This window comes from Siminovitchia sp. FSL H7-0308, from assembly GCF_037980985.1.
In the GTDB taxonomy this organism is placed as follows: Bacteria; Bacillota; Bacilli; order Bacillales; family Bacillaceae_C; genus Siminovitchia; species Siminovitchia thermophila.
The window spans coordinates 1,202,328-1,215,288 of sequence record NZ_CP150282.1; the positions used below are offsets into that span (position 1 = coordinate 1,202,328).

The window sequence follows — 12,961 nt, forward strand, 5'->3', positions numbered from 1 at the left end:
TGATTCAATTGGCTACATCTAGATCAGTTTCCTATTCAGAAACAGGCCATATTACTTTGCAGCACAAGCCCTTTCCAGCAGCTTCGCCATGAGTGGAAAGGGGCGCGTATCCTAACCATAGGGCCAGTGTTTTGGAGGCACAACGGTTGCCTTACTGAACTCATTGACACGCCAGCTTAGTCAATGAGTTTCACTTTTATTCTTTTTTTCTTAGGGCCTTTATTTTGAATTTTTATGATAGAAAAATCCCCAATATCTTTTGTGTTTTTCACATGCGTTCCTCCGCAGGCTTGTTCGTCGATATTGTCAATTTGAACAATTCTAATTTTATGAAGTTGCTGTGGCAAAAGGTTGATGACCGTTTTAATAGCTCCTTCCTTTTTCTCCGCCTCTTTTCTGCTAATGATTGTAGTATGAACATCGTGCGGTTGTGCTAATACGTTTTTAAGCGATTGATCGAGTTGTTCAAACGGAACGGTTTCGATTACATCGTCTGGAAAAGCCGACTCTATTCTGGCATACTCTTTTTCAATGTGGCTGCTCGTAGCCAATGCTTTGTAATGTTGGTAAATATATCCGGCAATCACATGTAATAATGTATGATATCGCATATTTCGAAACCGCCAAGGCCAATCAATCTTCATGATTACTGGACTACTTCCATTTTGTAATGGGCGATCAAGCTCGTGAACAATTTCTCCATTTTCTTTTCTAACGTTTACGACTTTGTAAGCTTGTCCCTCCTGTTGCATCAACCCTTTATCGGATGGCTGGCCGCCTCATCCCGGGTAAAAAATGGTTTGATTGAATGAGACAAACCGTCCATCCATTGAAACGATGTTGGCTTGACATTCTTTCAGAAAGCTATTTTCTACATATAGTTCTACTGTCAATTGACAACCTCCTCTGCAATATATGAAACTGTCGTGTAGCCAATGATCACTCCAAAAATCATTAACATGGCACCTAGTCCGCGGTCAAACCAATGCATATGTTTTTGATAAAATGTTCGAAAATAACGATTGGAAATCAGTGTTGCCAGCAAAATAAACCACAGACTCACAGCAAAAATGATTTCTCCGCCATAAATCCATCTCAACCACCCCGAAGTATTTGCATCTATCAATTGTGAAAAAATACTTAGAAAAAACAAGGCAGATTTGGGATTTAAGACGTTGCATAAAAATCCTTGCCAAAAACTTTTCCTTCATGTAGTTGGTGCCGCAGATTGGTAAGAGACAAAAGGAGAAGCTTCAGGTTTTGCCCGCGATCGAATACCTTGAAAACCTAACCACAGTAAATATCCTGCGCCAAGAAGTTTAACGAATTGAAAGAGCATCGGCCATTTTTCCAATAAAATCGTAAATCCTAAAATGGTATAAGTAATGCGGACAATAAGTGCACAAGAAATTCCCAATGCCGTAAAGATCCCGTTTTTTCTCCCCAACATTAAACTGTTTTTCACTACGACAACAAAGTCCGGACCAGGAGATAACCCGGCTAAAATCCCCACCAAAAAAACTTCCGCATACACTATTATTCACCTTGCTTTTTCTCGTTCTGAACAATGTAATTGAGTAAGTCATCCTTACGCCAAAGTGCATCAAGCTGTTCATGGCCAAATTTGTTGCCCACTATTTTCATCATCATATCGTGGCGTATATATTCTTTTGCTAAAAGAATGAGCATCGTATCTTTCGTTTGAATGGCTTGTGGAATCTGGCCATCTATAAAACCTGCAATTAATACTTCTTCATGATCTCTAATCACAATAGATAATCTTTGCCCCATTCGCTGTTTTTCAATCGTAGAGGTATGTTTGTGATGATAAAAAGATTTGCCGAAAGAGTCCGTTTCTTGATCTGTAAAGAGCACTGAATACATTTCTTTTCCGTTTTTACATTGTGTTTCTACAGTCGTTTGTAAATCCCCCAGTTCATCTTCCCATAAAGAAAGCCAAATCTCTTCATATGCACCGTTCATTAGTTTTTTCATAGCATTTAAAATATATTTTCGACCTTCTAAATGTTGGATGACTTCGACCTTTACCGGTTTTTCAATAGTGCTCAGTTCTCTTTCTAAAAAATCAAAGGTTTCTTCCGCTTGTTTTTTTCGATTCATCACGAGTTCTTTTACAGGTATTGGAACATAAGTCGGTGGATCGGTTCGTAATTCCAAGATCGCTTCCTTTGCTACTAATTTTTCAACTACCGCATAAACCATTGATCGGGGAACACCGCTTTTTTTACTAATTTCATATCCAGTCAATGGGGACTTTGCGAGCAGTGCCATATAAGCCTTTGCTTCATTCTTTGAAAAACCAATCTCTTCAAATTTGTCTATAACATGTTCCAAGGTACCCCTCCTATATAGTAGTAATATCTATTATGACTATAATGAAGGTGTATCATGTTGTCAATGGCAGACAGATGTCGGACAACTAATTCACAAAGCAACATGCTAAAACATGGGGAAATAATGGTACCTGTAATCATGGTGGTTTCGTAAAGTTTGCGAAATCATTGTTATTTTTGTAGTAAAATTAATGTAGATCATTTGTGGAATGAGGGCATGTAACGATGCAGGAAAATATTTTGCTTATTGAAGATGACGAGTCGATTCGTGAAATGGTTACAACGTATTTAACGAAAGAGGGCTTCCGTATGCTGCATGCATCTGATGGAGAAGAAGCGATGAAGTTGTTTTATACACACTCTTTTGACTTGATTCTCTTGGATTTAATGTTGCCGAAAATGAATGGAATGGACTGTTTAAAAGAAATAAGGGAACAGAGTCTCGTTCCTGTTCTGATCCTATCCGCTAAAGATAGTGATGTCGATAAAGCGCTGGGATTGGGCTTTGGCGCAGATGATTATATCGCTAAGCCCTTTTCGATGATCGAACTGCTGGCCCGGGTAAAAGCCGCACTCAGAAGGGCCGGTTATTCCAGTAAAAAAGAGAATGTTCATCAACCGATTATTCACGTTCATGAGCTTGAGCTTGATATGGACAATTTCCTTGTCAGCAAACATGGGGTATCTATTCAATTAACATCAAAAGAATGGGAAATATTAAAGCTATTTGTTTTGCATCCAACAAAAGTATTTACGAAAGAGCAAATATACCGGTCTGTTTGGAATGAAGAATATTATGGGGATGCAAACATTATTAATGTGCATATAAGCCGGTTGAGGGAAAAAATAGAAGACAATCCATCCAATCCAAAGTATATCAAGACACTTTGGGGCATTGGATACAGGCTCGGGGAGTTTTAACATGAACGTTGTGTTGCTGGCCATTATATGTGTATTGGTTGCTTTTATCATTGTACAACAGCAACAAAAGAAAACGAGGAATAAACACCTAATGTATATGGCCAAAAAAATCAACAGCATATTAAGTCAGGATTCCAAAGAGCAACTTTTATTGCTGACAGACGATCAAGAATTGAGAGCGTTATTGATAGAAATCAATCTTTTATTAGATAAGCAACAACGTGAAAGGGCCATGTTTGAAAAATCAAGACACTCCATGAAGAGAATGTTGGCAAACATTTCACATGACTTAAAAACGCCATTAACGGTTGTGTTGGGCTATATCGAAACGCTGAAAAATGATCAAAACATCGCTCTAAAAGAAAGGGAAAGGCGATTGCGCCATGTCGAGAAAAAAACGCTGGAAATCATTCAATTCATGAATGCTTTTTTTGACCTGGCCAAATTAGAATCCGGCGATAAACAAATCCAATTAACAAAAATCAATATGATTGAAGTGTGTAAACAAAATATACTTTCATTCTATGATTTTGTAGAAGCAAATGGCCTTGAAGTGGATCTCCAACTCCCTGAGGAGCCCGTATATGTATTGGGCAATAAGGAGGCCCTGGATCGGATTTTGCACAATTTATTGTCCAATGCCATTCGCTATGGCGGGGACGGGAATGTGGTTGGCTTAGCTTTGTTCTATGACGATAAACAGGTATATGTCGAAGTGTGGGACAAAGGAAAGGGGATAGCGGAGCAAGAGCAGGATCAAGTATTTGAAAGAATGTTTACATTGGAAGAGTCAAGAAACAAAGCATTTCAAGGAAGCGGTTTGGGATTGACCATTACAAAAAGGCTTGTGGAAAAAATGAACGGAAAAATACACTTGCATAGTATACCGAATGAAAAGACAACCTTTACAATCACATTCAAGCGATTTACCTATTGACAACTTAAGAAATTCTTAAGGTTTCAGAAAGAAAAAAGAAACAGTCGGTTGTTAAGATAGAAAGCAGCAACCAAACTACTGAATGGAGTCAGGAAGGATGAACTGTGTGTATATCGTTAAGACCCGCAACTTGACGAAATGTTTTCAAGGACAAGAAGTTGTCTCAAATGTCAGCATGAATATTAAGAAAGGAGAAATTTACGGATTTCTCGGACCAAATGGCGCCGGAAAAACAACCATCATGAAAATGCTGACAAACTTGGTGAAGCCGACATCCGGAGAGATTGAAATATTTGGTCAAGTGCTAACATCTTCGTCATATGACGTGTTGGGAAGAATGGGCAGCATGATTGAATATCCCATTTTTTACGAAAAATTGACAGCTAGGGAAAATTTGGAGCTTCATTGTGAATACATGGGTTACCATCATCATCATGCCATTGAAGAAGCGTTGGACATGGTGAATTTAAAACATGTCGACAACAAATCCATCTCGCAATTTTCACTCGGCATGAAGCAGCGGCTGGGCATCGCCAGAGCCATTATCACCAGGCCGGAATTGTTGATTCTTGATGAACCGATTAATGGGCTCGATCCCATCGGGATCAAAGAGATCAGACATTTATTTCTTGTACTATGCAAAGAGTACGGGATCACGTTGTTAGTTTCCAGTCACATATTGGCTGAAATCGAGCAAATGGCCGATACGATCGGAGTGATAAGCAAGGGAAGATTGATTACCGAAGTGTCTATGGAGAAATTAAAAGGGGAAAACACGGAATATATTGAGTTGGTGACAACCAATCCGACACAAGCATGTGTTGTCCTTGAAGATAAGCTGCAGATTACCAATTTTAAAATTATCCAACAAAGAATGATTCGTATTTATGAGCAAGGTATATCCCAAACAGACATCTCTAAGACAATGATTCTAAATGGGATCGAAATTGAATCCATCAATAAACAAGTAACTTCGTTGGAAGAATATTTTTTGGCATTAATCAACAAAGAAGAAAGCACATCCGGGTAAATTGATTACACATTGTACGAGGTGATTGTTCATTGTTTACATTAATGAAATTGGAATTAAAGAAATTCAAATTAGGATGGTATGTGAAGGGAGTCATTATTGCGAACATCCTTATTGCAGCATTGCTCGTTTGCATCGGTTATGTAGAAAAACTGGAAGGAAACGTCGGGATTTCAAGCTATGATGAAGCTTTCTTAATTGCGGGTACGTTGGTAAGGGCTACGTTTATTATCTTTGCCGCAGTATTAATTACAAAGTTCATTATTGAAGAATTTAAAAATAAAACAACCAATGTCCTTTTTACATATCCCGTTCCCAGGAAGAAGTTTATAGTAGTCAAATTATGGATCATTGGTTTATTAACTTTTATCACGATTTTCATTTCCAATGTGTTTGTGCTTGTTTCCATTATCGTCTTTGATTCATATTTTGAGTTTATCCCGGGAACCTTTTCTACAGCTGCTTTAGGCCAACAACTGTTGAGTATGGTCACGTTCGCGTTTGCCGCAGCGGGAACCAGTTTAATCCCGCTATATTTCGGAATGCGCAAATATTCGGTTCCGGCAACCATAATATCGTCTATTTTAATCGTTTCTCTTATCAGTTCGCATAACCCAGTTTTCTCTACAGCTTCCATTGTTTATATTCCGCTCTTCCTTGCGGTGATCGGCATTGTCATCGCCTTTTGGTCAATCAGAAATATCGAAAAGGTCGATATGATTTAATGCGCGGATCTCATGTACTGGCTGTTGCGGGTGTTTACTCAAGAGAGAGCTGTTGAATCTGCACGAGTTTGTTTTTTTAACAATATAAGTGGACCTGCCACTTTTTATCCGGCATGTAAGGTGCCGTAAGACTCCCACTTCAAGACCTGAGTCGATACAAAAGGGTCTAAGTGTGAGAAAACGGCACCTAAATGCCCGATTGGTTCAACTAATGGAAGAAAACTTCTACTGAATGAAGTTTCACTTTATCCGGCATGTAAGGTGCCGTATACACCACTTCAAAATCTTGAGTGGATACAAAAGTCCAAGTGGTAGAAAACGGCACCTAAATGCCCGATTGGTTCAACTAACATTCAGTAGGGAAAACCCCTACTGATGAAGTTTCACTTTATCCGGCATGTAAGGTGCCGTAAGACTCCCACTTCAAGACCTGAGTCGATACCAAATGGTCTAAGTGTGAGAAAACGGCACCCAAATGCCCGATTGGTTCAACTAATGGAAGAAAACTTCTACTGAATGAAGTTTCACTTTATTGAATAAAGGAGCTTTGTTTGTATGAAAGACAATCAGCAAATGAAAAAATGCGGGTTTCTGTCTGACGATCCGAATGTAAAAGTAATACCGATTATGATTTCCTTGAACGTGGGGGCTTTTTTGTAGTGTTAAACGAAACGCTCTTCAATATTGCCTTTACTACAACGTTGATGCAAGAATTTCACATTTCATTACGGACATTTCCATGGATGGTTACAGGTTTTATGTTGGTGATGGGGATTGTCATTCCTGTCTCTGTCTTATTATTGCAATGGTGGTTCACAACTAGACAATTATTATTAGGGATGATACTCATTTTTACGGTTGGTACAGTCATCAGCGCTGCAGCGTACACTTTTCCGATTTTATTAGTTGGACGTTTAATCCAGGCTGCCGGAACAGGATGGGTTATGCCTATTTTTTACTGAATAAAGGAGATTTGTATGAAAGACAATCAACAAATGAAAAAGTACGAGTTTCTGGCTGACGATCCGAATGTAAAAGTAATGCCGATCATGATCTCTTTGATCGTGGGTGCTTTTTTTGCGCTGTTAAACGAAACGTTATTAAATATTGCCCTTACGACGTTGATGGAAGAATTTCACATTTCGTTGCCAACAGTCCAATGGATGGTTACAGGTTTCATGTTGGTGATGGGGATCGTTATTCCGGTCTCTGCCTTATTATTGCAATGGTTCACAACTAGACAATTATTTTTGGGGACGATGATCGTTTTTACGGTTGGCACAGTCATCAGTGCTGCTGCGCCCACTTTTCCGATTTTATTAGTTGGACGCTTAATCCAGGCTGCTGGAACAGGATTGCTTATGCCCATTATCTTTAATGTGTTTTTATTGGTTTTTCCGCCGGAAAGACGAGGAAAGGTGATGGGGGTTATCGGTCTTGTCATGATGTTTGCTCCTGCTATTGGACCAACTTTGTCGGGTGTCATTGTAGAATACTTGGGATGGCGCTTTTTATTTATCATTGTGATTCCATTCGCTTTATTCTCGATCGCATTTGCTTATAAATATCTCATGAATGTGTCGGAAGTGACGAAACCGAAGATTGATATCCCGTCCATTGCGTTCTCAACCATTGGATTTGGCGCCATTATTTATGGGTTTAGCGCGATGGGAGAAAGTGAGGGCGGATTTTTCAGCGCAACTGTCTATATTCCAATCATTGCCGGAGTTGTAGGTATCGCTTTATTTTCCATCAGACAGCTAAAACTGGATGAACCGGTAATGAATTTAAGGGTTTTTAAATACCCGATGTATACACACGCGGTTTTGATGTTCTTAATTATTATGATGGCCATGTTTGCTTCCGAAATCATTTTACCGATTTATATGCAAGGACCGCTGGCTTTAACGGCAGCCACCGCAGGACTCGTTTTACTGCCTGGGAGTATATTGAATGGGGCAATGGCGCCGTTCATGGGTCATTTATTTGATAAATTTGGCCCGCGCGTGTTGATGATCCCTGCCACGATTGTGTTGAGCGGAACGATGTTGATGATGAGCAGATTACATACGGATACGCCTCTATGGGTAGTCATCGTTGGGTATATTCTATTGATGCTATCGGTTTCGGCCATCATGATGCCTGCGGAGACAAATGGCTTAAATCAGCTGCCAAAACATTTGTATCCGCATGGGACTGCCGTGATGACAACATTGCAGCCGGTGGCCGGGGCTATCGGCGTCTCGGTGTTTATTAGCATCATGAACACAAGACAGCTTCACTTTTTGCAACATGCAAATAATCCCCAGGATTCCGCCACTATTCACCAGGCGATGGTGGCTGGGGTTGAACTCGTATACTTCATTGCTTTTATGATGTCGGTAGCAGCGGTGATCTTGGCGTTTATTGTGTATCGTGCCGTATCGGAAAAAGATGTTGCTGAATGATCGATATAATTGTGTGAAACAACTCAGTATCTCGTCATCACGTGATTGCGTTTTTCTAATAGAGTTGGATCGATCATGATGGTACAGAAGCAAAAAGAATGTTGTAAGAGGGTGGGTGCTGGGAAACACTCTGACAGAGATCGGAGTGTTTTTCTTATTCGCGGATGAAAGGGTAGGTCACCATTATAGACTGTTACATTTCAGCTTTTTTATTTTTATGCTATATGTGCCTGTTTTTATTTTTCACAATAGACCTAATTTTTTTATTATGCTAGGATGACGTTATCTCGTATAGAGATTTTGAAAAACAATATGATAAAGGAAGGATGCAAGGATATGCTGAATAATGAAAAAAAAGACCCTATGATATTTGACATCCATGTGGCTGAGGGAAGCCATTATGAGGTAGGAAAACAGCGGGCCATTACTTTAAAAGAGAATTATCCGGAAGATATCTCTTATTTTATTAGTCCCATGGAAGGACGGGACTATCTATCTCCGGCAATTGCCCATAAGAGAATGATGTTAATAGATAAAATATGTCCCGGTTTTGTGGATGAAATCCAAGGGTTTGCTGATGTAGTAGGGATAGAATCCGAAAAAATAATTGGTTACGCGAATTCATATCACGACTCTCCTCATTGCTGCCAATTTGCGGTGCTCCCTTCAAACACGAGCGATGGACATTTTTATGTGGGAAGGAGCTATGAATATTTCGTAAGGGATGAAAGAAGCTTATGCATTACCCGGGTAACTGGAAAGCCAAAGCATATTGGTTTTTCGCTGCAAAATGCGGGCAGAATGGACGGCATGAATGAATATGGACTCGTTGTTTCCATGTCCAGTACCGCCTACTTGAAACCTCTCGCTGGAAACGGTTGCGAGTTTTGGGTTGCCATTCGTGCCATTTTAGACCGCTGTAAAGATGTTTATGAAGCGAAATGTTTGCTTGAAGAAATCCCGTTGTGTACGAATGCGAACTTTTTAGTAGCAGATGCTTCGCATCATGCATCTGTTTTTGAGGTGGCAAGTTTTTCAACCGACAAGAAAAGAATTTCCGAACGGAAACCTTTTGGTGATGTATTAGTCGCCACCAATCACTATACAAGCCCAGAAATGAAAGAATTTGATGAATATCATTTTTGGCATTCCGAAATGCGTTATTCTTCCGTGTGGAATTCATTATTGCGAGAAGCCCCTTATTTGAATGATGAAAAGATAAGGAAGCTGCTTTCTACATGCTATCCAGATGGTCCCTGTTGCCATTTTTATTCCAGTGGAATGGGTACACTTAGAAGCATGGTATTTGATATAACTGAAAAAAACCTGAAGGTTAGCTTTGGTCCGCCAGACAAAAATCCTTGGTATGAAGTTGATTTTGACGCGCCAATCGGTCTTGAAGAGATTGTATGCGAATATGATGATGTGAAAATAGAGAATCCAGAGCAATTTTGGAGAGAAATGTATTAATCGTTTGCGGAAGCGGGCTACTGGATAGAGGGACTGGAGTGAACTGCGTGGGAAAGAAAACGGGGCGGCCCATGATGGGTTCCCCGTTTTTGTTTGGGATAAGTGTTTGTCTTGAACCAAAGCCACCAAGTAACAGGTGGAACAATCATCATGTTCATCAAAAAGAAAAAGCCGCTAATGGAAATCGTTTAACTCTTTAATATGATATTTTTTCATCTTGTAATAGAGAGCAGAGCGGCTAATATGTAATAGTTTGGCGGCCTCTGTTCGATTTCCGTTTGCTGTAGTAAGGGCTTGAATAATCAGTTTTTTCTCCGTATCATCCATTATTTTTTTAGCATTGGACAAGTTGTTTTTATGATGATTGCTTTCCGCTTTAATTGTTTTTCTTTCTTTTGGGAGATCTAGAAGTATATTCTCGGGAAGAATCCATTGTTTATTGCAAAAGTGAAAAGCACGCTCTAAAATATTTTCTAACTCTCTTATGTTCCCTGGCCAATGATAGTCTTTTAACATGAGCAATGCTTCGGGTGTGACCCCGCGAATTTTTTTATTCATTTTCTGATTGAATTTTTGGATAAAATAGTCACAAAGATAGGGAATGTCTTCTTTCCTTTCTCTCAATGGCGGAAGGTGTAGATGAATGACATTAATTCGATAATATAAATCTGCCCTAAATGTTCCCGCTTGTACCATACTAAGTAAATCTCTATTAGTCGCGGAAATGATTCTTGCATCTGTATAAATGGTGTTTGTGCCGCCGATCCGTTCGAATTTTTTATCTTGAAGAACACGTAACAGCTTTACTTGTAAAGAAATCGGCATATCTCCAATTTCATCCAGAAACAGAGTCCCTTCATTGGCAAGATCGAATTTTCCTGCCTTTCCGTCTTTTTTTGCCCCCGTAAAGGCTCCTTCTTCATAACCGAAAAGTTCAGATTCCAGTAAGTCAACGGGAATGGCGGCGCAATTAATTTTGACAAATTGTCCCGTTCTGCCGGAAGCATTGTGAATACCTTGGGCAAATAATTCTTTTCCTGTCCCGCTTTCACCTGTCATTAATATATTAGAGAATCCTTTGGCAGCAACATGAGCATTACTTTTTAAGCTTTGAATGAGTGGACTGGATGAAATGATGTGATTAAAATGTGCTTCTTGTTCGGAGACTTCCTTTAATTTGCTCCGATAGTAAGATATTTCTGTTTCCAGCCGATCCATGTGATGAAATAAATCTTTCCATAATTCTAGTTGTCTAAAGATGATTTTAATGATGATTCCAATATTTTCATTATTTCGATATATCGGTGTTTGCGTCACTACAGATTTATAGCCGTTGATATGTATGTATTCACCTTCTATTTGTTTTCTTTGTTTAATACTTTTTTCGCTTGGTATTTCAGGAGCGATGGTTTCTATCGGTTTTCCGATTAGTTCATTCTCATGATGGTAATCCAGTAATTCTAAAAAGCCTTGATTCACTTTCATGATCTTTCCGTTTGGGTCTGTGATGACTATGCCGTCGTAGGCGGCTTCCAAAGCACTGTCGAGCATTTTTTCAATTCTTTTTGTTGTTTCCAATTCACTGGCGATTTTTTCATATTTTGAAACATTTTCTAAAACGATCATGACTCCGTTTATTTGTCCCCACGCTTTAATGGGGATAAAAGAACTGATATATGTGGTGTTGTTGATCACGGTGTTTTCAAAGTCGATTAATTGATCTGTTTGAATGACATCTACAATATGTTGCGTTAGCTCCGGAAGAAAATGTCCAATATGTGTACCAATACAATTTTTGTTCGATGATCCAATGATTTTTTTCGCTGAATGATTAAGGGTTGTAATCGTGAGGTTTAGATCGACCGAAATGATCATCGTTTGCAGGTTGTTCATTAAATTATTTAACTTCTTTGATAAATGTTGTGTTTCCGCCACGAGTCCTTGAAATATATTAGCTCTGGAAATAATCCCGACAACATGGTTGCGATCATCAACAACGACGGCATGGGCGACTTTCAGATTCACTAGCTTCTCTCTTGAACGATAAATGTTATCGTTTTGATTTAATGTGATGGGATTGTAAATGATGGCCTCTTTAACGGGGTGATGAATGTCGTTTGTCGTTAAGAGCAAACGATATAATGAATATTTGGTCACAATCCCGATTAGGCGGCGCTTTTCTACGACACAAGCAATATCCTGATGCTTTTTTAAAAATAAACTTAACACATCTTTTATCTTGTGGTGTTTGGATAAAGAAATGAAGTTTGTAGAAAGGATTTTTTTCACTTTCATTATGACACCTTCTTCCCCATTCATGTCTCATTTATCCCGCATGTAAGGTGCCGTAAGACTCCCACTTCAAAATCTGAGTTGATACAAAAGGTCCAAGTGGTAGAAAACGGCACCTAAATGCCCGATTGGTTCAACTAACATTCAGTAGGAGCCCTACTGAATGAAGTTTCACTTTATCCCGCATGTAAGGTGCGTAAGACTCCCACTTCAAGACCTGAGTTGATACCAAAAGGTCTAAGTGGTAGAAAACGGCACCTAAATGCCCGATTGGTTCAACTAACATTCAGTAGGAGCCCTACTGAATGAAGTTTCACTTTATCCCGCATGTAAGGTGCGTAAGACTCCCACTTCAAGACCTGAGTTGATACCAAAAGGTCCAAGTGGTAGAAAACGGCACCTAAATGCCCGATTGGTTCAACTAACATTCAGTAGGAGCCCTACTGAATGAAGTTTCACTTTATCCCGCATGTAAGGTGCCGTAAGACTCCCACTTCAAAATCTGAGTTGATACAAAAGGTCCAAGTGGTAGAAAACGGCACCTAAATGCCCGATTGGTTCAACTAACATTCAGTAGGAGGCTACTGAATGAAGTTTCACTTTATAATCAAATATACAATAAACGACACAATTGTACAAATATTAAAACAAATGAGCGGGACGTTTTTGAACAGGGGAGAGGCTATCTTCTGGGCTTTGTTCTATGTTATCTATTTGGCATGTAAATTGCATTATATATTTGCAACTAGCTCATTCGCAACAACACTTTATGCAAAGTGAGGGGA

General features: G+C 39.3%; 11 protein-coding genes and 1 pseudogene. 8 read left to right on the forward strand and 4 right to left on the reverse strand.

The genetic code is table 11. The features are described 5' to 3' along the window. Positions 1 to 176 precede the first annotated feature (176 nt). From MHB50_RS05655 to MHB50_RS05665, 3 genes and pseudogenes are all read right to left on the reverse strand, one after another. Entirely contained in the window at positions 177 to 752 is a 576-nt protein-coding gene (locus MHB50_RS05655) for an alanyl-tRNA editing protein (protein WP_340085300.1), read from the reverse strand. A gap of 137 nt (positions 753 to 889) precedes the next feature. Continuing rightward, positions 890 to 1,450, reverse strand: a pseudogene (locus tag MHB50_RS05660) (LysE family transporter). 86 nt (positions 1,451 to 1,536) lie between these two features. Beyond that, the gene (locus MHB50_RS05665; protein ID WP_340084997.1) at positions 1,537 to 2,355 is read right to left on the reverse strand and encodes a helix-turn-helix domain-containing protein; all 819 of its coding nucleotides are present in this window, start codon (positions 2,353 to 2,355) and stop codon (positions 1,537 to 1,539) included. Positions 2,356 to 2,579: 224 nt separating this feature from the next. On the opposite strand from MHB50_RS05665, the gene MHB50_RS05670 reads away from it, so the two are divergent. The 7 genes from MHB50_RS05670 to MHB50_RS05700 all read left to right on the forward strand — a co-directional run bounded on the left by MHB50_RS05670 (position 2,580) and on the right by MHB50_RS05700 (position 9,884). Then, on the forward strand, positions 2,580 to 3,275 hold the full coding sequence (locus tag MHB50_RS05670) for a response regulator transcription factor (RefSeq protein WP_205178336.1): 696 nt from the start codon (positions 2,580 to 2,582) through the stop codon (positions 3,273 to 3,275). Between the two features lies 1 nt (position 3,276). Continuing rightward, positions 3,277 to 4,212 (forward strand): sensor histidine kinase, encoded by a 936-nt coding sequence (locus MHB50_RS05675; RefSeq protein WP_205178334.1) that lies wholly within the window; start codon positions 3,277 to 3,279, stop codon positions 4,210 to 4,212. A gap of 106 nt (positions 4,213 to 4,318) precedes the next feature. Next, positions 4,319 to 5,242 carry an ABC transporter ATP-binding protein gene (locus MHB50_RS05680; protein ID WP_328799759.1) on the forward strand — a complete coding sequence of 308 codons (924 nt, stop codon included), beginning with the start codon at positions 4,319 to 4,321 and terminating at the stop codon, positions 5,240 to 5,242. Between the two features lie 32 nt (positions 5,243 to 5,274). Beyond that, positions 5,275 to 5,967: an ABC transporter permease gene (locus MHB50_RS05685; protein WP_205178330.1), complete on the forward strand. Its 693-nt coding sequence runs from the start codon at positions 5,275 to 5,277 to the stop codon at positions 5,965 to 5,967. 659 nt (positions 5,968 to 6,626) lie between these two features. Beyond that, positions 6,627 to 6,929 carry an MFS transporter gene (locus tag MHB50_RS05690; protein ID WP_328799758.1) on the forward strand — a complete coding sequence of 101 codons (303 nt, stop codon included), beginning with the start codon at positions 6,627 to 6,629 and terminating at the stop codon, positions 6,927 to 6,929. Positions 6,930 to 6,944: 15 nt separating this feature from the next. Further along, positions 6,945 to 8,414 (forward strand): MDR family MFS transporter, encoded by a 1,470-nt coding sequence (locus MHB50_RS05695; RefSeq protein WP_205178328.1) that lies wholly within the window; start codon positions 6,945 to 6,947, stop codon positions 8,412 to 8,414. Between the two features lie 336 nt (positions 8,415 to 8,750). Continuing rightward, positions 8,751 to 9,884, forward strand: a complete 1,134-nt coding sequence (locus MHB50_RS05700) for a C45 family peptidase (RefSeq protein ID WP_340084998.1) — start codon at positions 8,751 to 8,753, stop codon at positions 9,882 to 9,884. A gap of 174 nt (positions 9,885 to 10,058) precedes the next feature. Here the strand turns inward: MHB50_RS05700 and MHB50_RS05705 are convergent, their stop codons facing one another. Then, on the reverse strand, positions 10,059 to 12,179 hold the full coding sequence (locus MHB50_RS05705) for a sigma 54-interacting transcriptional regulator (protein ID WP_340084999.1): 2,121 nt from the start codon (positions 12,177 to 12,179) through the stop codon (positions 10,059 to 10,061). 585 nt (positions 12,180 to 12,764) lie between these two features. Here MHB50_RS05705 and MHB50_RS05710 point away from each other — a divergent pair. Continuing rightward, a complete protein-coding gene (locus MHB50_RS05710; RefSeq protein ID WP_340085000.1) occupies positions 12,765 to 12,956 on the forward strand; it encodes a hypothetical protein in 192 nt (63 codons plus the stop codon). Positions 12,957 to 12,961: the final 5 nt, after the last annotated feature.